The 20,431-nt window shown below is 50.6% G+C and carries 28 protein-coding genes and 1 tRNA gene; 21 read left to right on the forward strand and 8 right to left on the reverse strand.

Features of this window, described 5'->3' with window-relative positions:
- Positions 1-75: 75 nt before the first annotated feature.
- From GAH_RS02705 to GAH_RS02715, 3 genes are all read right to left on the reverse strand, one after another.
- Positions 76-1,017: a ribose 1,5-bisphosphate isomerase gene (locus tag GAH_RS02705; RefSeq protein ID WP_048094575.1), complete on the reverse strand. Its 942-nt coding sequence runs from the start codon at positions 1,015-1,017 to the stop codon at positions 76-78.
- Positions 1,014-1,751: an ROK family protein gene (locus tag GAH_RS02710; protein ID WP_245604058.1), complete on the reverse strand. Its 738-nt coding sequence runs from the start codon at positions 1,749-1,751 to the stop codon at positions 1,014-1,016. The genes GAH_RS02705 and GAH_RS02710 overlap by 4 nt, the downstream gene beginning before the upstream one ends.
- Positions 1,752-1,913: 162 nt before the next feature.
- Positions 1,914-2,564, reverse strand: a complete 651-nt coding sequence (locus tag GAH_RS02715) for a Yip1 family protein (protein WP_048094577.1) — start codon at positions 2,562-2,564, stop codon at positions 1,914-1,916.
- A 126-nt stretch (positions 2,565-2,690) separates the two neighbouring features.
- Here GAH_RS02715 and GAH_RS02720 point away from each other — a divergent pair, with 126 nt between their 5' ends.
- The 3 genes from GAH_RS02720 (at position 2,691) to GAH_RS02735 (ending at position 5,107) form a co-directional block, all read left to right on the forward strand.
- Positions 2,691-2,954 carry a hypothetical protein gene (locus GAH_RS02720; RefSeq protein WP_048094578.1) on the forward strand — a complete coding sequence of 88 codons (264 nt, stop codon included), beginning with the start codon at positions 2,691-2,693 and terminating at the stop codon, positions 2,952-2,954.
- 375 nt (positions 2,955-3,329) lie between these two features.
- A complete protein-coding gene (locus GAH_RS02730) occupies positions 3,330-3,893 on the forward strand; it encodes a stage II sporulation protein M (protein ID WP_048094580.1) in 564 nt (187 codons plus the stop codon).
- 605 nt (positions 3,894-4,498) lie between these two features.
- A complete protein-coding gene (locus tag GAH_RS02735) occupies positions 4,499-5,107 on the forward strand; it encodes a TIGR00296 family protein (protein ID WP_048094581.1) in 609 nt (202 codons plus the stop codon).
- Here GAH_RS02735 and GAH_RS02740 read toward each other — a convergent pair.
- Positions 5,104-5,736: a PD-(D/E)XK nuclease family protein gene (locus GAH_RS02740; RefSeq protein WP_048094582.1), complete on the reverse strand. Its 633-nt coding sequence runs from the start codon at positions 5,734-5,736 to the stop codon at positions 5,104-5,106. The two genes, GAH_RS02735 and GAH_RS02740, sit on opposite strands and share 4 nt — an antisense overlap.
- A 124-nt stretch (positions 5,737-5,860) precedes the next feature.
- On the opposite strand from GAH_RS02740, the gene GAH_RS02745 reads away from it, so the two are divergent.
- The 5 genes from GAH_RS02745 (at position 5,861) to prs (ending at position 8,454) form a co-directional block, all read left to right on the forward strand.
- Entirely contained in the window at positions 5,861-6,292 is a 432-nt protein-coding gene (locus GAH_RS02745) for a hypothetical protein (RefSeq protein WP_048094583.1), read from the forward strand.
- A 62-nt stretch (positions 6,293-6,354) separates the two neighbouring features.
- Positions 6,355-6,657 (forward strand): ArsR/SmtB family transcription factor, encoded by a 303-nt coding sequence (locus GAH_RS02750; protein ID WP_156967373.1) that lies wholly within the window; start codon positions 6,355-6,357, stop codon positions 6,655-6,657.
- On the forward strand, positions 6,654-6,863 hold the full coding sequence (locus GAH_RS02755) for a hypothetical protein (protein ID WP_218915472.1): 210 nt from the start codon (positions 6,654-6,656) through the stop codon (positions 6,861-6,863). The genes GAH_RS02750 and GAH_RS02755 overlap by 4 nt, the downstream gene beginning before the upstream one ends.
- A 7-nt stretch (positions 6,864-6,870) precedes the next feature.
- Positions 6,871-7,575 (forward strand): ATP/GTP-binding protein, encoded by a 705-nt coding sequence (locus GAH_RS02760; protein WP_048094585.1) that lies wholly within the window; start codon positions 6,871-6,873, stop codon positions 7,573-7,575.
- Between the two features lie 42 nt (positions 7,576-7,617).
- Positions 7,618-8,454 carry a ribose-phosphate diphosphokinase gene (gene prs, locus GAH_RS02765; RefSeq protein WP_048094586.1) on the forward strand — a complete coding sequence of 279 codons (837 nt, stop codon included), beginning with the start codon at positions 7,618-7,620 and terminating at the stop codon, positions 8,452-8,454.
- 65 nt (positions 8,455-8,519) lie between these two features.
- On the opposite strand, the gene GAH_RS02770 is transcribed toward prs, so the two are convergent.
- On the reverse strand, positions 8,520-8,942 hold the full coding sequence (locus tag GAH_RS02770) for an Lrp/AsnC family transcriptional regulator (RefSeq protein ID WP_048094587.1): 423 nt from the start codon (positions 8,940-8,942) through the stop codon (positions 8,520-8,522).
- Between the two features lie 102 nt (positions 8,943-9,044).
- On the opposite strand from GAH_RS02770, the gene GAH_RS02775 reads away from it, so the two are divergent.
- Positions 9,045-9,545: a rubrerythrin family protein gene (locus GAH_RS02775; protein WP_048094588.1), complete on the forward strand. Its 501-nt coding sequence runs from the start codon at positions 9,045-9,047 to the stop codon at positions 9,543-9,545.
- Between the two features lie 58 nt (positions 9,546-9,603).
- Positions 9,604-10,335, forward strand: coding sequence for a ZIP family metal transporter (locus GAH_RS02780; RefSeq protein WP_048094589.1), 732 nt, complete (start codon positions 9,604-9,606; stop codon positions 10,333-10,335).
- Here GAH_RS02780 and GAH_RS10535 read toward each other — a convergent pair.
- Both GAH_RS10535 and GAH_RS02790 read right to left on the reverse strand, forming a co-directional pair.
- Positions 10,264-10,899, reverse strand: a complete 636-nt coding sequence (locus tag GAH_RS10535) for a molybdenum-dependent transcriptional regulator (protein WP_245604059.1) — start codon at positions 10,897-10,899, stop codon at positions 10,264-10,266. The two genes, GAH_RS02780 and GAH_RS10535, sit on opposite strands and share 72 nt — an antisense overlap.
- A gap of 220 nt (positions 10,900-11,119) precedes the next feature.
- Positions 11,120-11,767: a Yip1 family protein gene (locus tag GAH_RS02790; RefSeq protein WP_048094590.1), complete on the reverse strand. Its 648-nt coding sequence runs from the start codon at positions 11,765-11,767 to the stop codon at positions 11,120-11,122.
- A 125-nt stretch (positions 11,768-11,892) separates the two neighbouring features.
- On the opposite strand from GAH_RS02790, the gene GAH_RS02795 reads away from it, so the two are divergent.
- The 5 genes from GAH_RS02795 to GAH_RS02810 all read left to right on the forward strand — a co-directional run bounded on the left by GAH_RS02795 (position 11,893) and on the right by GAH_RS02810 (position 13,951).
- Positions 11,893-12,459 carry a helix-turn-helix transcriptional regulator gene (locus GAH_RS02795; RefSeq protein WP_048094591.1) on the forward strand — a complete coding sequence of 189 codons (567 nt, stop codon included), beginning with the start codon at positions 11,893-11,895 and terminating at the stop codon, positions 12,457-12,459.
- A gap of 13 nt (positions 12,460-12,472) precedes the next feature.
- On the forward strand, positions 12,473-12,655 hold the full coding sequence (locus tag GAH_RS11085; RefSeq protein ID WP_084632250.1) for a transcriptional regulator FilR1 domain-containing protein: 183 nt from the start codon (positions 12,473-12,475) through the stop codon (positions 12,653-12,655).
- Between the two features lie 125 nt (positions 12,656-12,780).
- Positions 12,781-13,107 (forward strand): hypothetical protein, encoded by a 327-nt coding sequence (locus GAH_RS02800; protein WP_048094592.1) that lies wholly within the window; start codon positions 12,781-12,783, stop codon positions 13,105-13,107.
- A gap of 53 nt (positions 13,108-13,160) precedes the next feature.
- A complete protein-coding gene (locus GAH_RS02805) occupies positions 13,161-13,430 on the forward strand; it encodes a hypothetical protein (protein WP_048094593.1) in 270 nt (89 codons plus the stop codon).
- The gene (locus GAH_RS02810) at positions 13,427-13,951 is read left to right on the forward strand and encodes a stage II sporulation protein M (RefSeq protein ID WP_245604060.1); all 525 of its coding nucleotides are present in this window, start codon (positions 13,427-13,429) and stop codon (positions 13,949-13,951) included. Before GAH_RS02805 ends, GAH_RS02810 begins: the two co-directional genes overlap by 4 nt.
- Before the next feature lie 102 nt (positions 13,952-14,053).
- Here the strand turns inward: GAH_RS02810 and GAH_RS02815 are convergent.
- Positions 14,054-14,124: transfer RNA gene (locus tag GAH_RS02815), tRNA-Gly, on the reverse strand.
- Between the two features lie 162 nt (positions 14,125-14,286).
- On the opposite strand from GAH_RS02815, the gene GAH_RS02820 reads away from it, so the two are divergent.
- From GAH_RS02820 to GAH_RS02845, 6 genes are all read left to right on the forward strand, one after another.
- Positions 14,287-15,024, forward strand: a complete 738-nt coding sequence (locus GAH_RS02820; RefSeq protein WP_048094595.1) for a helix-turn-helix domain-containing protein — start codon at positions 14,287-14,289, stop codon at positions 15,022-15,024.
- A 94-nt stretch (positions 15,025-15,118) separates the two neighbouring features.
- The gene (locus GAH_RS02825) at positions 15,119-16,009 is read left to right on the forward strand and encodes a 2-oxoacid:acceptor oxidoreductase family protein (RefSeq protein WP_052747729.1); all 891 of its coding nucleotides are present in this window, start codon (positions 15,119-15,121) and stop codon (positions 16,007-16,009) included.
- Positions 16,006-17,139, forward strand: a complete 1,134-nt coding sequence (gene porA, locus GAH_RS02830; RefSeq protein WP_048094596.1) for a hypothetical protein — start codon at positions 16,006-16,008, stop codon at positions 17,137-17,139. The genes GAH_RS02825 and porA overlap by 4 nt, the downstream gene beginning before the upstream one ends.
- Positions 17,136-18,056 (forward strand): 3-methyl-2-oxobutanoate dehydrogenase subunit beta, encoded by a 921-nt coding sequence (locus GAH_RS02835; RefSeq protein ID WP_048094597.1) that lies wholly within the window; start codon positions 17,136-17,138, stop codon positions 18,054-18,056. Before porA ends, GAH_RS02835 begins: the two co-directional genes overlap by 4 nt.
- Positions 18,028-19,125 carry a Glu/Leu/Phe/Val family dehydrogenase gene (locus GAH_RS02840; RefSeq protein WP_048096688.1) on the forward strand — a complete coding sequence of 366 codons (1,098 nt, stop codon included), beginning with the start codon at positions 18,028-18,030 and terminating at the stop codon, positions 19,123-19,125. Before GAH_RS02835 ends, GAH_RS02840 begins: the two co-directional genes overlap by 29 nt.
- A 121-nt stretch (positions 19,126-19,246) precedes the next feature.
- Positions 19,247-20,422 carry a CBS domain-containing protein gene (locus GAH_RS02845; RefSeq protein WP_048096689.1) on the forward strand — a complete coding sequence of 392 codons (1,176 nt, stop codon included), beginning with the start codon at positions 19,247-19,249 and terminating at the stop codon, positions 20,420-20,422.
- The last annotated feature ends 9 nt before the right edge of the window (positions 20,423-20,431 follow it).

Consider the following 20,431-nt stretch of genomic DNA (forward strand, 5'->3'; position numbering starts at 1 on the left):
CTCCTCATAGCTTGCAAAGCTTCAAAGCTTGGAGGGGCAAGGGCATTATAAACATAGACTCTCGACAATAAAAATTTAATCGTAATGCTCCGGACTCAGGGTAATCTCCTCCCCTCCAAACTCTCTGTAGCCCAGGTGATCCCTTATCACGATGTATGCCATCTCAGGCGGAATTGCCCCAATCTCAGTTATTATCAGGTCTATGTAGTCCCTCGGCGTCACGTCGAAGGCGGGATTTCTCACGGTAACTTTCGGGTGGTCCAGAAGCTCCCCGTCAATGACCTCCCTCGCATCCCTCTCCTCTATCACAACAAGCTCTCCGAGCAGAGTCTTGGGGCTGAACTTGTAGGTCTCAGCGGCAACCATGAACGGCACCCTCGCCTCCTTAGCTGCAAGGGCGATCTGAGAGGTGCCTATCTTGTTTATGAGCGCTCCATTGACTGTGATGGTGTCGGCGCCAACAACAACCACATCCACTTCTTTCATGAAGTATCGCACAGCAGAATCAACGATCAGCGTGACGTCTATGCCGTAGTCTGCAAGCTCTTTTGTTGTCAGATAACCCTGATGCCTCGGTCTCGACTCCGTTGCGATTACCCTGATGTCCTTTCCCTCGTCGAAGGCGTGCTTTATCACCGACAGAGCTGCCGAGGAGTTGCAGTGGGTCATCACCGTCGAGCCGTCCATTATCCTCTTCGCCCCTATCCTGCCTATCTTCTCCCTCGCCGTGTCCACCCACTCGATGAACTCTTCAGCCCTCTTTATCAGGCTCTCCCTCTTCTCCTCGTCACTCTCGCCAGAATAGCTCATCACGTAGTTTATGGCGTTGAAAAGGCTCACAGCCGTGGGCCTTGTGTTCATCAATCTCTCGCTCGCCCTCCTCATCTCCTCATCAAAGTTTGTCTTCACGCTCTTTGCGTACTCCTTGAGGGTTTCTGCGGCAAATCTCGCGATCCTCGCAGCCCCCCTTACCTCCATGCTCTCGATCTTCCTCGCCGCCTCCTCTATCATGTTCATTCTCCACCACCTGCCAGAATCGCCGCTCCTTTAGCAACTGCGAGAGGATCCTTTATAACCCTTATCTCCGGCCTGAACTCCGGAGGGAGAAAATCGTAGATGAGTCTGAAATCCCCGGGCTCGAGCACGGTCGAGATTCGCCCTCCGAAGACGATGGCCTCGGGATCGAGAATTAGGACGGCCTTTGCGACCTCCGCACACAGCACCTTAAAGCCGTCCAGTCTGAGAAGCTCCTCCCTGCTCATCTCCCTGCCGAACCTCCTCTTTATCGCCCACCCGCTGAAAAAGGTTTCGAGGTGTCCGATGCCACCGCAAACACACCTCTCATCCCCACCAACGAACGCATGTCCGATCTCTGATGCAAGCCCCTTGCCCCTGTAGAGCTTCGAGTCCGCGATTATCGCCGAGCCTATGCCGGTGCCGAGCGTAACGGCGAAAATGTTACTGAAGCCAGTAACGTGATGGGCGTAGATTGCAAAGCAGTTGGCATCGTTCTCAACCCTCCTGCCCTCGAAGAGTTTAGCATCGAAGCCGGGGATGTTGGGCGTTCTGATGACTTTACCCTCTCTAATCCACCCGGCTATCGCGAAGACCGCGTCGCGGTATTTCTCAACCATATCTGGGTTTTTCAGAAACTCCGAGGTTTTAAGGGTCTGGACGTGGGTGAAATTCTTTCCATCAAACGAGACGATGTCGGTGAATGTGCCTCCAACGTCTATGCCAACGTTCATCATTCTGCATCCTGCAGGAAGGAGTATTAATGTTTCCACATTCTAGAAGTGCATCGGTTGTTTTCAGGAGATGGCTTTGCCTCTGCACAATCTTGATACCGCGATTTATCACACGCAAAAGCAATCCGGCAGGACTGCAGGGATTTTCAGCATGGGAATGGTAAATTACAACAGCTTTAAAATGTTCCACACCTGATAAACTCCAAACAACGCGGTTGGAATCAGAGCGCAGATGAAAGCTTTGCTAAACCCCACTCCCCTCGCGTGTTTTACCGCCAAACTCCAGATCGCAAGGCTCCACACCGTAACGGCAGCGTTAATTATCAGGTTCGAATACACGAGGCTTTCTGGCAGCAGTGAAACCACCACAGCTTTCACCACGTCTGGATTCTGCTGCAGTTGAGCTAAGCTGATTTTTGGGGTTTCGGCTTTCGAAATGTAATAAGCTGACATCGAAATAGTTATCGCAGATCCAATTAGCGAAGGTAAAAATCCGTAACCAACAAACTCAAAAGTTCTTCTGAAAGAACCTTCCCCGCCGAAGAAAGCTGACAAACCGTGCATGATTGTGGCCAAAATCAACCACACTGCGAAGATCCCAATGAAAGAGCCGATTATTCCGACGTAAGCTCCGACGACGAAAAACTTGGCGAGGTCTTCGGGGAATGCCTGAGACAGCTTCGTGACAAGCAGGTACTGATATGCAGAGATCAGGATTGCTAATGGAATAGCTATTGTCAGTAACGGAATCCTTATTCTTATATCTTTTTGCTTCAGTTCTTCGAAGAAAGCGTTCGGGTTCGCTACCAGTTTCATGTCTCCCGATTTCAACTACATCTAATAAATTTTACTTTTTTGTCAAGAAAAAAAAATATGAAGAGAAAAAGTTATATAGAAGAATGAGTGAGAAATAAATAGGGTTGAGTTGAGGAGGTGGATAGAATGTATGCTGTGAAGAACTGGAATGAGGAAGTAATAAAATGGATGGCTGTGGGGATGGTGTTGGCGATGGTGGGGATGGCTGTGATGCCGGCTGTGAGTATTGCTGAATCCAATGCCAGCTGGTACTTAAGTGAAGTTGGTCTTTTGTACGGAGTGGCCAAACAAGATTGGGTCAGTGTTGGCTTGAGCGCAGCAGGAATGGCTCTAGCTCTAGCAGGCTTGGCTACAGCTACAGGAGGAGTTGGTGTAGCAATTGCCCTCTAACTTCGTAATGAATATAGTATTTTTATTTTGGTGATGTTTATGGAATCGCACAATGTACCTCCAACGAAGCAAAACATCCGGGGGGAAAATATAGTGTATATCGTAATCCTGCTGACTGTGCACTGGACATTGTTTTTCATTTTAACGAATCTTGGTTACATCGACTACAATTGGAGTCGATGGGTCATGTATCCTGCAGTAATCATGGTTCCTCTCTTGTCTTTATTGTATTCTATTGGCACCAAAAAAAGATTCGTAGCAGAGATACCAAAAAACAAAGAAAAAAAGTACGCTCTCTCAGTGATATTAACAATAACAATATCAGCGATGCTGTCTATAGTATCTCTTTTGCTATAGGCTTTTTAGGGGGTTCTGATGAAAAATAAGCTGGTTTTTACCTCAGCGGCAATATATCTGTTCCTATTTATTTTTGGCTTTACTATTACCAATTTTACATCTACTGAAATCAAACCAAAAAATATCTTAGGGGCACCTTTAAGCAATTTACAGCCACCAGAATTTTTATCAATCTTAAATTCTAACCTATTGGTGTGGATATATTTGCATCTAGGCATAGTAACCTTTGGGTCCTCCACGCTGATAAACCTAAGTTACAATGGATTTACTTTTGGATCAATTATAAGCAAATCTTTGCAGATAGGATTAAGAACAAAAGAGATATTATTGTTAACCCTCCCCCACGGCATCTTCGAAATTCCCGCAATAATCATAGCCGGAGCAGCTGGCTTCAAAATCCCCTACGAAATCACAAGGTACTTAGCTGGCAAGAAAGAGCAAATACTTACGAAAGAAGACATCAAAGAATATCTAACGCTTGCATTAATTTCAATCGTCTTGATCGTAATAGCGGCATGGATAGAGGCGAACGTAACACTGAAAATAGCCAAAACAATGTTAAATTCGACAAAAAGTATTTGATTTCGAGTAGAATTCAGCAACATGGCAGAAGTTATCGAAACAATATAACGAAAAGGGGGTTTCAAACTTTTTGGGAAGGTTGATTTAAAGGAAGGACAAATTGAAGATGGAGATCAAGGAGAGCTTGGTAGGTGAATTTAGAGAAAGTAGATACTGATGCTCTGAAAGAATTCTTGGAGGAGGGGAGATAAATGTTTGTGGTGTAAATACATCAATCCTTGTAGATTCGATATTTGAACACGACAAATAAAGAACGAAGATGACTGATGAATTCTTTGAAATCATTCAAAACATATCACTTGAGATTGTAAATCCTGTTTGTTTAAAGTGGAATTAGCCAGAGTTCTTTCGAGGAGATTGTCAAGCACTCAGATGAGGTCGGTAGTTGAAGACCTTTTAGAGGACATAAGACGATGCCAAATTCAGACGATCTGAGTTCGAAGTAGCAATAAAAACAGGTTAAAGAGCTGCTGATGCTTACTTCATAGCCCATGGTCAGACTGCAGTTATGAGATCCGGCTTATCGCTGGCACTGAGATTTTTGTTTCCGGAAAGCTGAAAAGTAAGAAAAACAATAAATCCCATCACCCGGATACTATATTCCAATGAAACTGCTTACTCCCGAAGAGGGTGAGAAAGCCGTCAGACTTGCAAGAAAAGCGATAGAAACCTACCTCTCGAAAAAAGAGGTTATTAAGGATAGGCTTGAAGGTGTCTTCTCTGAGAAGAGGGGAGTTTTCACAACCCTGACGAAGCATGGAGAGCTGAGGGGGTGCATAGGCTTCCCCTACCCGATTAAGAGGCTTGACGAGGCCATAATAGACTCAGCCATCTCTGCAGCTACTCAGGATCCACGCTTTCCCCCCGTGAGGCTTGAGGAGATGGACGAGATCGAGGTTGAGGTCACCGTGCTTACACCTCCTGAGAAGCTCAGCGTTCCGCCAGAGGAGAGGGCAAAGGCGATAGAGGTGGGAAGGCACGGGCTGATGGTCGTCTACGGCCCGTACAGCGGTCTGCTCTTGCCTCAGGTGGCGGTCGAGTACGGGATGGACGAGGAGGAGTTTCTGACGCACACGTGCCTGAAGGCTGGCTTACCTCCGGACTGCTGGCTGATGGAGGGTGTGGAGGTTTACACCTTCGAGGGGCAGATTTTCAAGGAGGTTGAGCCTCGAGGGAAAGTTGTCGAGGTTGACATGAGGTCGTGCAGCATTTAGAAGAATCTGGAGAGGAAGGTTGATGGCTTGGTTTCACAAGATTCCCTGTACTCGCAGAACTCGCACCTCTCGCTCTCCTTCCTCTCTGGAAGAAAGCCCTTCTCAATTCGCCTGAGCTTTTCGAGGAGTCTCAGCAGGTTGTACCTGTCCCTTCTGCTCGCGCTGTAAAACATCAGCTTCCCGTCGTAGGCGTAGTAGGCATAGCCCCCATCCATGCCGGAGATCGCACAAAGAGCAGCGAGCCTCATCCTCTCCCTGAACGTGAATTCCTCGCTGTTCTTGGTCAACATGACCACGAGAAACCTGTCACCCTCAAGAACCTCGTCCACCACGCCCCTGAGGCCAAGCCTTTCCGATTCGAAGTGCACCTCCCATGCAACGGGCTGCAGACCTTCAAGCTCGTCGGACATCCTGAACTTGGATGCTGCCGCTCGAAAAACGTCTTCGGATTCGGGAAACAGTGTGGAGAACCTCTCAAACGCCCACTCATATCCGTACCCTTTCCTGAGGCTCAGGTAGATCTCCCTCGCCGCGTGGTACTCCGTTGCCCTTTCAACCCAGTGGTGGATCCTGAAGTAAGCCAGCCTCGGGCATGTGATGAAGCTCGTGACGTCGCTGACCCTGAGCACAACATGAGATTACTTTTCATGTAAAATGCTTTTCGATTTTCTGGCAGTCGCACGAGGGAGGAAGGTATAAATACATGTTGTTGCATAAGTAATATTATGATTACATATGGTGAGGTGATGAGACATGAGAAAGATATTGGTGGCGGCCTTGCTGGTGCTCGTGGCTGCGATAGGCACGGCATCGGCACTCGGCTTTGGGTATGGCGCAAGTGAGCCCAAGATGGGCGCGGCTGCGGGAGAGTGTGCCGGATACGGGCACGGATACGGAAAGCAGAACATGGGCCTGAGGATGGTCGAAAGAGAGGGAGTCAGTCAGGTAGAGGTCAGCGAGGAGGATGTCAAAGCGGTGCTTGAGAGTGCGAGCTTTGAGACGTTCGTCAACCCGAGAGGGCTGACCATTCAGAGGATAATCGTGGATGGAGAGCCGGCTGGAAAGATAGTGGGCGACTACACGATCGACCAGCTGGAGATCCTGAAGGCCTACGAAACGCTGAACGGCATAAAGGTGTTCCTCGGCGTTGACGGAGAGCCTGTTGGCTTCGTCCTGCTGAGATAATTCCCCTTTATTTTTTGTTTTACGGAAATTTTATATTTTCCCGTGTCACAATTTTAATGCATATGGATGACCGGAGTAGCATCAGCGAACTCGCTACAGTTTGCGAGGCCCTCGGAAACTCTGTGAGGCTTAGAATACTGAAGAAGCTCTGCGAGAGAGAGTGGTACGTGTACGAGCTCGCTAAAGAGCTCGGTATTTCGAGACAGCTCATTTACCTGCACATAAGAAAGCTTGAGAAGGCGGGGCTTGTTGAGGGTGAGATCAGGTTCGATCCCAGCGACCCGAGGGCGAAGAAGTTTTACAGGGCGAGAAAATTCAGAATTGTTGTGGATAACGAAACTCTGAGGAGGATTGAGGAGGAATGAGTATGCCGTACGGGAGTGGTATGACCATAGGGGGCTGGATCTCCGTAATAATGGGGCTCGTGATACTCGCCATAATGGTTTTCGGGTTCTTTCAGGGCGTGAAGCTTTTGAACTCCATCAAGATGGAGGTCGCAGAGCTCAGGCGAGAGGTTGACGAGATCAGGGACGGGGTGGAAGAGGTCAGAAAGAAGCTCGAGGAGGTCTGAGGGAGAGTTGAACATCATACTCCTCGGACCTGCGGGCAGCGGAAAGAGCACAATCGCTGAGAGCTTCTCCAAGTACCTTGAGGATGAAGGATACTCCGCAGGGGTGGTCAACCTCGACTCTGCGTCTCCACCAAGATACAGCCCCATCTCGGACGTCAGGGAGTTTGTCAGGGCAGAGGAGGTGATGGAGAAAGAGGGGCTCGGTATAAACGGGGCGCTGCTGAGGAGCATGGAGCTTGCAGCAGAGCACCTCGACGACCTGATCCCGAAAGACGGCTGGGACTTCGTGATATACGACACCCCCGGCCAGCTCGAACTCTTCATGTACACGAGCTTTGGCAGGGAGCTTGTAAGCAGGCTCGAGTCGTTCACGGTGGGCGTGTTTCTGGCAGACTCGACGAGAGTCACCTCTCCCTCCACATACTCCGCCATGATTGCCCAGTCCGCGATAGTGACCCTGATGCTCGAGATACCGTCGATAACGGCCTTCAACAAGTCCGACAGGGCGAGAGTGAAAGAGTTCGAGCACTACGCGAGGGAGCTCGAAGGGGAGGGCGTGCTGGGGGAGTTCTTCGAAAAGCTTCTGAAGTTCGTAGAGGCAACGAGCGTGATCTACAGGCCGGTGCTCGTCTCCGCTAAGACCGGAGAGGGTTTCGACGAGCTGTTCTCAGCCGTCAACGAGGTCTTCTGTGCCTGCGGAGACCTCAGCTGATGGGCGCAAATGTTTAATAGTTCCGGAGCCATTCAATACCTGATGAAGCTTATTCCCGGCACAAACGGGGAGATTGCGGTAAAAATCGGCAGGTTTCTCGGTGAAAGTCCGGACTTCATACAGATAGAGAAGCTGCCCTACGGGGAGAAGTACGTTCGAATCCCCTTCGACGTTGGTCGCGAGGTTGCCGTGGTCAACACCTTTTTCCCAAATCCTGACGAGATTCTGTTCGAGTCGAGGCTCATAGGGGAGATACTCAGGGAGCGCGGTGCCGAGGAGATTGTGCTCGTAGCACCCTATCTCGCCTACTCGAGGAGAAGGACGGCGATTTATGGAGAAGCCAAATCACTCGAGACCGTGATGGACATTCTGGGTGTCTTCGACAGAATAGTGGCCGTGGACTTTTACGGGCACGTCAGCTCGGTGGAGTGCATATCCGCCATGCCCCTTCTGGCTGAATACATCGAGGAGGAATTCGATCTCAAAGATCCGGTTGTCCTCGGGCCTGATGAGTTCTCCACCAACTGGCTCGACGCATTCTCCGAGAAACTGGGGGCTGAGACAGCGGTGATAAAGAAGATCAGGATCGACGCCAAGAATGTCGTGGTCTCGAAAATAGAGGCGGATGTTAGAGGGAGGGACGTGGTCATAGCGGACGACATAATCGCTACCGGCGCGACTGTAATCCAGTCGGCAAAGAAGCTGAGGAGCATGGGGGCTAAGAGAATATTCGTGGCCGTGACTCATGCTCTGCTCGACAAGGAGGTTTACGCGTCCATCCTCAAGTCCGGGATAGAGGAGGTCATCGCCACAGACACCGTACTGAGCCCAGTTTCAAGGGTGAGCGTCGCGGAGATGATAGCAGGCCTGCTGCGGTGACCCCTTTATTTCCTGTGGAGTAGTAGAATAAAAATCATCAGCGCTTTTTGCTCGCGTAAACCTGATTACTTCATCTTTTCAAGGACTATCGCTGGACAGACTCTCTTAACGCCCTCCATCTTCCCTATGACGTCCGAGATTATCCGGGTGAGCTCGTCCCCGTCCTTCGCCCAGATCTCCACCATGATCATGTGGTCTCCGCTCGTGATGTAGACGCTCCTTGCGAAGTCGTACTCGCAGACCTTTCTCGCCACGTCGAGGAACTTGTCCGGCTCGGTGTCTATTCCCGTGAGCGAAACGCTCCCGTAGCCAAGCATTGTTGGGTTAACAACGGTCGTGTATCCCAGAATTATCCCCTTCTCCTCGAGGTTCTTGAGCCTCTTCCTGACAGCCGCCTCGGTTATCCCGAGTTTCTTAGCTATCTTCGTTAGCGGGGTTCTCGCGTCCTTTGTGAGCATCTCGATGATTACCCTGTCCTTATCGTCCATGTCCCTAATTCTGCACGGGATAGTATAAAATCTTTTCCCAGAAATACAATTCATGCAAAAGTTTTTTTATGCTTTCGAACCAAAGTAATGTGTGGTGGTAACATGGGTGAGATGTCGAGGAGGTTTCTGTCCGAGGCCTTCGCCGGGGAAAGCCAGGCCCACATGAAATATCTAATTTTCGCATCGAGGGCGAGGGAGGAGGGCTTCGAGAACGTTGCGAGGCTCTTCGAGGCGATTGCGTTTGCAGAGCTTGTGCATGCGAGAAATCACCTTGAGGCGCTTGGTGAGGTTGGAGAGACGAAGGAGAACCTTGTCACCGCGATAAACGGGGAGAACTGGGAGGTCGAGGAGATGTACCCTGCATACAACGCTGTTGCAGAGCTTCAGAACGACAACAGGGCCAAGAGGAGCATAAGGTTCGCGATTGAGGCTGAGAAGATACATTCCGCAATGTACACCAAGGCGAAGCAGGCGGTGGAAAACGGAAAGGACATCGAGATTGGCGAGATTTACATCTGCGAGGTTTGCGGATACACGACAGACACAAAGATAGACAGGTGCCCGGTCTGCGGAGCCGGCTTCGACAGGTTCAGAAAGTTCTGAATCACTATTTTTTCTGCATCCCGAAAACTGTTTTAATCAGCAACGGCTCAGATAGGCTATGCTTCACCTGGCGATCATCAGCACCATCATCGTCAGCCTCGTCTCCCTCGTGGGGATCTTCACTCTCGCGATGAGAAGGGAGATGCTCTGGAAGACGATATTCATCCTCGTGAGCTTTGCAGCCGGAGTTCTGCTGGGAGCGTCTTTCTTCCACCTCCTGCCGGAGTCCATAAACGAGGCAGGCATTGAGCTGGCGTTTCAGTTTTTCATAGCTGGCTTCACGTCATTCTACCTTCTCGAGCGAATCATGAGGTGGAGGCACTGCCACGAGAGCGACTGCGAGGTGCACCCGGTCTCCCAGCTCGCCCTCATAGGGGACAGCATCCACAACTTCATTGACGGTGTGGTCATAGCTGTAGCCTACATAACAGACGTCAACCTCGGGATACTCACAACATTTGCGGTCATAACCCACGAAATCCCCCAGGAGCTCGGGGACTTCGGAGTTCTCGTGTACGGCGGGTACTCGGTCAGAAAGGCCCTGCTCTACAACTTCCTAACCGCCCTGACGGCAGTGGCTGGGGCGATTGCTGGATATTTCCTCGTTGCGGAGAGGTTTCTTCCAGTCGTCGTGGCGTTTGCAGCCGGGAACTTCACCTACATAGCGACGAGCGATCTGATCCCCGAACTGCACAAGGAGACGGACTTTGGCAGGTCGCTAATCAGCTTCGTCGTCTTCATCGCCGGCCTTCTGCTCATCTACCACATGGGACACTTCCACGCCCACTGACTCGGGCTTTTTCGCCACCATTATGTCCGTGGCCTTGATTATCGCGAATACCTCATCTCCCTCCTTCAGCCCCATCTCCCTCACAGCCTCCGCGGTAATCAGCGCCTTTATCGTCACCGGCACCTCCACAACCATCTCCACCTTCCCTGCAACACCCTCGACCTCCACCTTCCTGATTCTGGCCTTTATCCTGTTTCTGGCAGATATCTTGACACCCAGCAGCCCCCACTCATCCTCATATGCCATCTCAGCCCTCTCGAGGAACTCACTCATCCTCTCGAACTCCCTGAGAAGCTCCTTCCCGAACTCGGTAAGCCTCGCCTCCCCACCACCCTTCCCACCCTTTCTCGCCTCCACGATTTTTCTTCCCGTGGCCTCCTCCATCCTCTTTATGTATCCCCACACATATCTGTAGGACATTCCAAGGTGCCTAGATGCTGCTGAAATGGAACGATACCTGTCAATGGCCTCGAGTATTTCTGCACCACCTTTCCCGAGTATGTGCATACCATCCTTTTCCAGCCAGACCCTCAGCTTTGGGCTCAGCTCCTCAGTTTCCCTCACAAAATAGATTTTTAGAATGGCAATTGATAAAGGTTGTTTCCTACCCAAATTCATCCACAGATGCCAAAGATTGAAGGTACGCTCCAATATTCGTGGAGACTTAGTCTCACCATCAAAAGAGACTGGGAACTGAATTATTACACAAATGGAAGTTTACGCAGCATACTTTTCTGATAAACCATAACCTCAAAAAATATGGGACAGGCCTAAAAAATCTGAATCAGAGCAGCTTCAAAATACTCCAGACCTGATATGCTCCGAAAATCGCAGTCGGGATCAGAGCACATAAAAAAGCTTCTCTCAACCCAACATCCCTTGCATGCCTTACGGCAAAACTCCAGATCGTCAACGACCATAGCGTGACCGCGAAGTTTACCACAAGGTTCGAGTAAATAGCCTCTTTTGGAATTAAGGAAAGTGCCACCGTTTTCATCACGTCTGGATTTTGTTGCAGAGTAATCAAGCCGATTTCAGGCACTTCTGCATTTGCAATGTAGTAAGCTACCATGGGAACCGTTATTGCTGAACCGATTAGTGAGGGAAAGAACCCGTAACCGACGAACTCGAAGGTTCTTCTGAAAATGCCCCTACCACCGAAGAAGGTAGACAGTCCGTGCATGATTACAGCCAATATCAGCCAGACTGCAAAAATTCCAATAAAGCTGCCTACCATTCCGATGTAAGCTCCGATGACGAAGAACTTATTCAGCTCTTCGGGGAGAGCCTGAGATACTTTCGTTGCGAGTGTGTATTGATATGCTGTCAAGAGTGTCGCCAAAGACGTTAATATTACCACTGGGTACCTCAACCTCACGTCTTTGTATTTCAGTTCCTCGAAAAATCTGTTCGGATCTGTAATTAACTTCATACGAAAAGAGCCATAAAGTCGGTATTTAAATTTTCTATTTTTAAAAAAGTCTAAAATTTTTGGACTAATCCAACATCTTTGGACAACAATAAAATATAAATTCTGCCGACAGTTTTTACCGAGAGATGATGTATTCAGAGGTCTTTAGAGTTCTCGATTTCGCATCAAATGACAGGGTTTTGGAGATTCTCGAAGCAATTGAGAGGGAAGAAATCTCGGACCTGAAAAAATGCTACCCGAAATCGACTCTGCATTATTCAATTCAGAAGCTAAAAAGAGCAAATCTAATTGAAAGAAGAGCAAATAAGTACGAACTCACCCAATTAGGCATAACATACCTGAAAATGATTAGAAAATTTCACAGAAGCCTCGACAAATTACACCATCTTCTGAGCAAATTTCCCGACCACAGAATAGAAATCCCGGAGGATTTCGTTCTCAGGTTAGACGAACTTGGTGAATTCGAGGTTGTAGAGTCGCAAAGTACGGATGTTTTGAGGCCCCACAAAATTGTCATGGGCCAGATCCTGCGCTCGAAGGAGGTCAGGGGAATAGTCTCCATATTTTATCCAGACTATCCAACTGTCTTCAAAGAGGTCATAAAGAAGGTCAACATTCTTGAGATCGTCGTAACGGAGGATGTGTGGGGGCTTGTAGAAGCATATACTCACATCGAAAAAATATTCCGGTAAATTTCGCGTGTATATGGCTGACAAACACCCCCATATAGCTTTCACAGTCACAGACCATTTCTTTTCAGCTGGATTTTATCGAAAATCGGGAGACTACGATTTTTGGAGGTTGTTGATCTCAAAGGACAAATCCGCGATCAGATTCGGGAGGGACCTGTTCGAGTACTACAAGAGTATATCTGAGAAGGTCTTTTAACGGTTCAATATTTCTGGTCTTGTCCAAAATCATTGGAAAAATCCAAATCAATTGAATAAAAGAAAAAATTATATAATAGAAGACTAAAGTATAAGTAGGACTTTAGGAGTTAAGGAGGTGATGGGATGCATGCGGTGAAGAACGGGAATGAGGAAGTAATAAAGTGGCTGGCTGTGGGGATGGTTCTGGCAATGATGGGATTTGCGATGGTGCCGATGACACTTTCGGAATACTACTTGGTCTCCAAATACGCGTTATCAAATAATCCAGACACAAACATCAGAGATGACGGAGTTGCGTCAGCGACAGTAGGTTCTGCACTTTTTGGCGTGGGAGTATATGTGCTTGGCACAGAAGTGGCTAAGACAAGTACACTAATTTACCTTGCTGGTGCAGGTGCGGCCACAGCAGGGGCAGCCTTTATAGCGGTAGGTGTGGGACTACTTGCTTAGATTATAATAAAAAAGTTTGATAAATTCTTTATATTTTTGTTGGAGAGGGTAATATGAAACAAAAAATTATGCTCAGACTAACAATCTCAGGAATACTTGCCACTATTTATGCGCTCATTGCAAAAATTACGGGGCACGGAATGCTCGATGCGTTTGCAAGTGGTACGGCTGCATTTATCGCTTGTTACGTAATGCTCATGCCAAAGCCAAGGAAAGAGAGTGATAGCCAGTACAAGATGGGTACGTTATTTTCTAAACAAAAAATTATTGAAATTATCCTGTTCATTGGACTGACATCTATGCTACTGGGGCTGATAGTTTGATAAACAGAATGTTGGTGTTAACTTCTATAGTATTTTTTGCGAGTGGTGTGATTATTGGGTCTTGCAATTTATTTGAATTTGAAAATAAAATAGAACCTGTACAAGACTTCAACATAAATAATTTTAAATTAAGTTTTTCTAATATTCTGAGAAATAACCTACATGTTTTGCTATTACTTATTGGAGGGTCATTTTTCGCAGGAGTTCCGACATTTTTCGGATTGCTGATCAATGGCATACCCTTAGGTATAATCATACGTCTCGGTAGGGTGGCACTTTTTCTAACCCTCCCCCACAGCATTCTCGAAATTCCCGCAATAATCACGGCGGGAGCAGCAGGATTCAAAATTCCTTACGAGATAATCAGATACTTGGTTGGCAGAAAGGAGCAAGTTCTAACAAGAGAAGATGTAAAGGAATACCTGACCTTAGCTTTAATTTCAGTAGTTTTAATCGTAATTGCAGCGTGGATAGAAGCGAACGTAACGCTAAAAATAGCTGAGCACTTTTTAAGCAAATAACCGCCAAAACATGGGCTGGATTAGAGGGGCAAAGAAAAATGTTGGTCTTCTATGCCCTGAAAATCTGAATACAAGTATATAATGTAGGCCAAAAACGCAACATGCGCGGGCCGGGATTTGAACCCGGGCTAACGCCTCGGAAGGGCGTTGTCCTACCACTAGACTACCCGCGCTGCTGCAAAACCCTTTCTGCGATTTGCTTAAAAAAAGTTTCGGTCTCAGACTCTGCTTTTTGAACACCATAGACCATGGTCGAGAGCTGCTATATATCCTTCATCAAATAACGATTAATAGTGGCAAAAACATAGTTACTGGTTGAAGGCAGTGGGGATGTGATGATGAGCCTAAAGAAGGTAACCCTGAGGCTCTGGCACCCGGAGTGCTGGTCCATCGAGTCCACCAAGGATCATCCCGGCGTGTGCCTCGTAACCAAGGGCGTTTTCAAGCTCGAAAAGGAGGTCAGGGCAAACTTCCACCTGATTGCGGAGAGCTACGACGCTCTTAAGGAGTACATGGACGACATCAGGAACTACGACAGGTATGCAAAGGAGGTGTACATCATAGGGAAGAGTGACCTCGAAGCAGACATACATGCCCGCTTCCCCTCTCACGCCACGTTCTACGACAAGGTATTCTCACTCGAGTTCATGCCCATGCGCGTCTCAATCTCAGGCGGTTACGAGTACTGGACGATCCTGATTGATGAGGAGAAGCTGAGCGACACGCTTAACAGGCTTCTGGAGATTGATGGAATAGACGTGGAGGTTCTCAGCATAGCGAACCTGAAGTCGTTCGAGGATGAGGAGGAAGAGGACGTGGTGAGCCAGATATCGCGGAAGCTCTCGATGAAGCAGAAGAGAGTGCTCATCGAGGCCTACAGGAGGGGATACTTTGAGTGGCCGAGAAAAACGAGCGTGGACGAGCTGGCGAGGAGCTTCGGGATTGCGAAGTCCACATGCCTCCACCACCTCAGAATCGCAGAGTCAAAGATAATGAAGAAGATCATAGAGGAGCTCAAGGACAAGGAACCGCACCTCATGGATATAAAAACCTCCGCGAAATATCTTTTTTAATACAATTTTTAAATAAAATCGAATATTAAAAACTATCATGATTTATTGTTACGTTATATAGGGGGTGGGACATAGTGGTATTTAGTGATGCGAGATGAAGGCCGAAGAGGATGAGGTAGTAGATGGTGTAAGGTGGGAGATCAGGCTTCACGGCAGGGGTGGTCAGGGCACTGTAACCGCTTCCCTCCTGCTGGCCGAGGCCGCGTTTGTCCATGGCTACTATGCCCAGTCCATTCCGTTCTTCGGCGCTGAGAGAAGGGGAGCTCCAGTGCTGGCGTTTACGAGGATATCGAAGAGGGAGATACTCGAGAGAAGCCAGATATACAGCCCTGACTGCGTTATCGTTCTCGATCCCGTTCTTCCGGAGGTCGTGAACATTTTCAGCGGAGTGAGGAGTGGAGGGGCTGTCGTCGTGAACACGGCCAAATCTCCGAGCTCGTTCACGTTCCCGCAGGAGAGGCTGACAGTCGGAACCGTGGACGCGGTGGAGATTGCGATCCAGAACGACCTCGTGATCTCGGGCACTCCGGTAGTTAACGCGGCCATGCTCGGAGCTTTTCTGAAGGTGTTCTCCAGAATACCCCCTGAGGCACTTGAGAGCGTTATCAGGAAAAGGTTCGGGGATGGCTGGAAGGCCAACGTGAGGGCAATGTGGGACGGGTATGAGAGCGTAAGGGTTCAGGAGGTGAGGGGCTCCGGGAGAGGCGAGGAGGCAGGGAGGAAAGAGGTGAAAGTCAGGTTTCCGGTGTCGAGACCCAAGAGGGGCGTGGCTGGGAAAACATGGGTCTGGAGGGACTTCGTGCCGGAGATAGACTACAGCAAGTGCACCGCATGCCTGAGCTGCTGGCTGTACTGTCCCGAGAGCGCGATCATCAGAAACGGGGACGGCGTCGCGATAGACTACGAGTATTGCAAGGGCTGCCTCGTCTGCCATTCTGTGTGCCCGAGAGCTGCGGTGAGGGTTTCGAGGGAGGTGATAGCATGAAGGCCATGATCACCGGAAATCAGGCCGCGGCGATGGCTGCGAGAGATGCGAGGGTCGACGTTGTGGCGGCATATCCAATCACCCCATCCACACCTGTGGTCGAGGAGATTGCCAGAATGGTGGAGACTGGGGAGATGGACGCGAAGCTCATCCTCGTCGAGTCGGAGCACTCCGCCATGGCGGCATGCATAGGTGCCTCAGCATCTGGCTCGCGCACGTTCACCGCCACGTCGAGCCACGGACTCGCGTACATGCACGAGCTGCTGCACTACGCCGTGAACGCGAGAACGCCTGTGGTGATGGCCGTCGCAAACCGCGCAATAGGGCCAGGGTGGAACATATGGGCCGATCTGAGCGATGCAATGTCCCAGAGGGACACGGGCTGGATCCAGCTCTACTGCAGCAGCAATCAGGAGATATATGACACGATACTGATGGCGTATAGAGTTGCGGAAAACAGGGGCGTGATGCTTCCGGCGATGGTGTGCTACGACGGCTTCGTCCTCTCACACACGGCCATGCCCGTGGAAACTGGCGTCGAGGGATTTCTGGACGGCTACGAGTCTCCCTGGAACCTGAACTTCGACGAGCCCGAGACGTTCGGAAACATCCTCCCCCCTGACTACTACATGGAGCTCAGGAAGGACATTGTCGAGTCGCACAGGAGGGCCGTGAAGATCATGAGGGAGGTGGAGGAGGAGTTCGAGGAGCTTACGGGAAGAAGGACGCCCCTTCTGGTCGAGGAGTACAGGACTGACGGGGCAAGTACGGTGCTGGTCACCCTCGGCGCAATCGCATCGGAGGCGAAGATTGTCGTTGATGAGATGAGGAGGAACGGTGAGAGAGCAGGGCTTCTGAGGATCAAGTCCTTCAGACCCTTCCCATACGACGAGGTCACAAGAGCGCTTGAAGGTGCTGAGAGGGTGGTTGTGATCGACAGGTCTGTGAGCCCCGGAGCTGAGGGACAGCTGTTCTCCGAGGTCAAGTCAGCCCTTTACAGCTCGAAAAGTCATCCTGATGTTCTCGGCAGAGTTGCAGGGCTTGGGGGCAGAGATGTGACCTCGAAGGCGATTGAGAGGGCTGTGAGGTTGGGTGGGAGAGAGGAGTGGATTATGGAGGTGATATCATGAAGATTTCGGCCATTCCGGACAGGGAGTTTCTGCTTCCCGGTAATGCAGCATGTCATGGATGTGGCTCGTCCATGTGCCTGCGCACAGTCCTCAAAGCGCTCGGTAAAAATACTGTGCTCGTTGTTCCGGCGAGCTGCACCTCAGTTTATCAGGGGATGTTTCCCGGTTCCGCGATAGACGTGCCCGTCTTCAACACGGTCTTCGCGGCATCCGCCTCAACGGCCTCCGGAATAGCGGCAAGCCTTGAAAGGAAAGGAATTGACGCGACTGTCGTTGTCTGGGCGGGAGACGGGGGGACGTACGACATAGGGCTGCAGGCCCTCTCAGCTGCGGCGGAGAGGAATAAGGACATGATATACATCTGCTACAACAACGAGATGTACTCCAACACGGGAGTTCAGAAGAGCGGCGCCACCCCGTACGGGGCGTGGACAACGACGACGTGGAGCGGGAAGAAGGAGCACAGAAAGGACGTTGCAGAGCTGATGGTGGCTCAGGACGTTGCCTACGTCGCCACAGCTTCGGCAGGCTACCTCACTGACCTCTACAGGAAGGTCAGAAAGGCAAGGAAAAAGGAGGGCTTCAGGTACATCGAGATTCTGACCCCCTGCCCCCCGGGCTGGAAGTACCCGATGGATAGGACGGTCGAGATGGGGAGGCTTGTGGTTGAGACGGGGATGTGGATCCTCTACGAGTATGAAAATGGGGAGATCAGGCTCACCGGAATGAGCAGAGCCATAGCAGGTGGAAGGAGAAAGCTGAGGGATGTTGAGGAGTACCTGCTCCCGCAGGGTAGGTTTGCCCACCTCAGCCGGGAGGACATCGACGTGATCAGGAGCTACGTTGAGAAGAGGTGGGAGAAGCTCGTGAAGCTGGCAGGTGGTGTTCATGCAGCTCCAGCAGAGTTCTACGTTTGAGATGATGGAGAGGGAGGAGTTCGAGGAGATCGTGTTCTTCCACGACTCCTCCACGGGGCTGAAGGCGATAGTTGCCATCCATGATACCACCCTCGGCCCCGCCCTTGGAGGCACGAGGATGTGGAGCTACAGGAGCGAGCTGGACGCTCTGAGAGACGTCATGAGACTCGCGAAGGCCATGACCTACAAGGCCGCCGCTGCCGGGCTCAGCTTCGGTGGTGGCAAGGGAGTGATAATCGGAGACCCGAAGAGGGACAAGAGCGAGGTTTTGCTTAGGAGCTACGGCAGGTACGTGCAGTCCCTTGGCGGGAGGTTCATCACCGCCGAGGACGTGGGAACGACCCTCGAGGACATGAGGGTGCTGATGTCAGAGACACGGCATGTTGCTGGCACGTCCATAGACCCCTCGCCCTTCACGGCCTACGGGGTTTACTGCGGAATAAAGGCGTGTCTTGAGTACGTGTTTGGAGACGAGAGCCTCGATGGTGTGCACGTGGCCGTGCAGGGGGTTGGGAAGGTTGGAGGGGAGCTGGTCAGGCTGCTTCTGGAATCGGGTGCGAGGGTTACGGTAACGGATGTGGACGCGAGCAGGGTGAGGAGGTTTATCGAGCTCGGAGCCAGCTACGTGGAGCCCGGGAAGATCTACTCCGTGCAGTGCGACGTTTTCTCTCCCTGCGCCCTTGGAGGTGTGCTAAACGACAGCACTGTCAAGCGGCTCAGGTGCAGCATAGTGGCAGGAGCCGCGAACAACCAGCTCGAGAGCGAGAGTGTGGCGGAGAGGCTCTCAAACCTCGGAATACTCTACGCCCCGGACTACATAATAAACGCTGGAGGGCTGATAGCCGTGGCCAAGGAGTACGAGTGCGCCAGAAGGGGGAGGGAGCCGAGCACTGAGGAGATCATGAGAGATGTCGAGAGAATCCGTGACAGGCTCGAGGAGGTATTCAGGATGAGCGAGAGCTCGATGGGTGAAGAGATGGTGATCACAACGAGCAGGGCTGCGGAGATGCTGGCAAGGAGGAGGATAGAGGAGGCAAGGAGGCTGAAGGGAATATACCTCCCGGACTGATTGAAGAGACATTTAAAGTTCTCTTCTCACCACTTTTTCGCCGATGCGGGGAGAATTTTCCACGAGTTCGGGCATACTTTTTTAAACTTTGGAAGGATAAAGAGGAGTGGGAGGTGATGAGATGGACAGGGAACAGCTCGAGAGCCTCATAAGGTTCGATTACGAGGTTGTGAATGCTGATGACACCATATCCAAGGTGTTTCCTCTTCTCGACAAGCTCGATCCGGACAAGGCGAGCGCCCTTGTCGTCAAGGAGAACGGAAAGATCATCGGGGTGATCAGGGAGAGAGATTTGATAAGGGGCAGCGCGATGACCAACCCCCACGAGACGAAGGTCAAGAACTTCGTGATAAGGACGGGCATCGTGGACTACTCGGATCTCGACGTCGAGAGGGTCGTCAGGAGGTTCATCGAGGACTCCACGCCCTTCGTCATAGTCAGGAAGGACGGAAACTATGGGGTCATCTACATAAACGACTTCCTGCTCTCACTCAAGCCCGAGCTTGAGGACGTTAGAGTCAGGGAGGTCATGAACCCGGATGTTGTGACGATAAACGCCCACGACTCAGCCGGAAAGGCGCTCTCGCTGATGAGGACTCACGGAGTCGACAGGCTCGTGGTCGTGGACGAGAGGCACAGGGTCGTTGGAGTCATAACGGGCAAGGACATAGTCGACAGGATCATAGCACCAAGGAAGAGGGCAAGGATGGGCGACAGCAAGGGAGAGAAGGAGAAGACCCTCGCGATAATGGTGGAGAGCATCATGAGCTACCCGCCCGTGACATGCGAGAAGGACGACAGAGTCTCGGACGTCATAGACCAGATGGTCGAGCACATGGTCTCGAGCGTTGTTGTTGTGGCTGCTGATGAGACTCCCGAGGGAATAGTGACAAAGAAGGACATTCTGGAGAAGTTCCTTGCTGAGAGGAAGCCGGAGGGTCAGCTCAGGATAGAGCTCATAGTCAGGGGGATGGAGATCGACGAGTTCGATCAGGTGGCAATTCAGAGCGATGTGGAGAAGTTCATGAGGAAGTTCAGCAGCTTCATAAGGGATGCCGTGATGTTCATTTACATCAAGCAGCACAAGGAGAGGTTCAGGGGGCTGCCACTCATACATGTGAGGATAAAGCTCTCATCCGACAGGGGCACGTTCTTTGCAACCGGTGAGGGATGGGGAGTGGAGTTCGCCATACACGCGACCCTCAAGAAGCTCGAGAGGGAGATACTCAAGGAGAAGGAGCTGCTCACCGACGCGAAGATGGTGAAGAGGTTCTACGAGGAGGTTTTCGAGTTTTAATTTTTTGAG

Source organism: Geoglobus ahangari (genome assembly GCF_001006045.1).
Lineage (GTDB): Archaea > Halobacteriota > Archaeoglobi > Archaeoglobales > Archaeoglobaceae > Geoglobus > Geoglobus ahangari.

Coding starts and splice junctions, on each gene's coding strand:
- GAH_RS02705 (WP_048094575.1), bottom strand. CDS start 1,017: ATGAACATGATAGAGGAGGCGGCGAGGAAGATCGAGAGCATGGAGGTA.
- GAH_RS02710 (WP_245604058.1), bottom strand. CDS start 1,751: ATGATGAACGTTGGCATAGACGTTGGAGGCACATTCACCGACATCGTC.
- GAH_RS02715 (WP_048094577.1), bottom strand. CDS start 2,564: ATGAAACTGGTAGCGAACCCGAACGCTTTCTTCGAAGAACTGAAGCAA.
- GAH_RS02720 (WP_048094578.1), top strand. CDS start 2,691: ATGTATGCTGTGAAGAACTGGAATGAGGAAGTAATAAAATGGATGGCT.
- GAH_RS02730 (WP_048094580.1), top strand. CDS start 3,330: ATGAAAAATAAGCTGGTTTTTACCTCAGCGGCAATATATCTGTTCCTA.
- GAH_RS02735 (WP_048094581.1), top strand. CDS start 4,499: ATGAAACTGCTTACTCCCGAAGAGGGTGAGAAAGCCGTCAGACTTGCA.
- GAH_RS02745 (WP_048094583.1), top strand. CDS start 5,861: ATGAGAAAGATATTGGTGGCGGCCTTGCTGGTGCTCGTGGCTGCGATA.
- GAH_RS02750 (WP_156967373.1), top strand. CDS start 6,355: ATGGATGACCGGAGTAGCATCAGCGAACTCGCTACAGTTTGCGAGGCC.
- GAH_RS02755 (WP_218915472.1), top strand. CDS start 6,654: ATGAGTATGCCGTACGGGAGTGGTATGACCATAGGGGGCTGGATCTCC.
- prs (WP_048094586.1), top strand. CDS start 7,618: ATGAAGCTTATTCCCGGCACAAACGGGGAGATTGCGGTAAAAATCGGC.
- GAH_RS02770 (WP_048094587.1), bottom strand. CDS start 8,942: ATGGACGATAAGGACAGGGTAATCATCGAGATGCTCACAAAGGACGCG.
- GAH_RS02775 (WP_048094588.1), top strand. CDS start 9,045: ATGGGTGAGATGTCGAGGAGGTTTCTGTCCGAGGCCTTCGCCGGGGAA.
- GAH_RS02780 (WP_048094589.1), top strand. CDS start 9,604: ATGCTTCACCTGGCGATCATCAGCACCATCATCGTCAGCCTCGTCTCC.
- GAH_RS02790 (WP_048094590.1), bottom strand. CDS start 11,767: ATGAAGTTAATTACAGATCCGAACAGATTTTTCGAGGAACTGAAATAC.
- GAH_RS02795 (WP_048094591.1), top strand. CDS start 11,893: ATGATGTATTCAGAGGTCTTTAGAGTTCTCGATTTCGCATCAAATGAC.
- GAH_RS11085 (WP_084632250.1), top strand. CDS start 12,473: ATGGCTGACAAACACCCCCATATAGCTTTCACAGTCACAGACCATTTC.
- GAH_RS02800 (WP_048094592.1), top strand. CDS start 12,781: ATGCATGCGGTGAAGAACGGGAATGAGGAAGTAATAAAGTGGCTGGCT.
- GAH_RS02805 (WP_048094593.1), top strand. CDS start 13,161: ATGAAACAAAAAATTATGCTCAGACTAACAATCTCAGGAATACTTGCC.
- GAH_RS02820 (WP_048094595.1), top strand. CDS start 14,287: ATGATGAGCCTAAAGAAGGTAACCCTGAGGCTCTGGCACCCGGAGTGC.
- GAH_RS02825 (WP_052747729.1), top strand. CDS start 15,119: ATGAAGGCCGAAGAGGATGAGGTAGTAGATGGTGTAAGGTGGGAGATC.
- porA (WP_048094596.1), top strand. CDS start 16,006: ATGAAGGCCATGATCACCGGAAATCAGGCCGCGGCGATGGCTGCGAGA.
- GAH_RS02835 (WP_048094597.1), top strand. CDS start 17,136: ATGAAGATTTCGGCCATTCCGGACAGGGAGTTTCTGCTTCCCGGTAAT.
- GAH_RS02840 (WP_048096688.1), top strand. CDS start 18,028: ATGCAGCTCCAGCAGAGTTCTACGTTTGAGATGATGGAGAGGGAGGAG.
- GAH_RS02845 (WP_048096689.1), top strand. CDS start 19,247: ATGGACAGGGAACAGCTCGAGAGCCTCATAAGGTTCGATTACGAGGTT.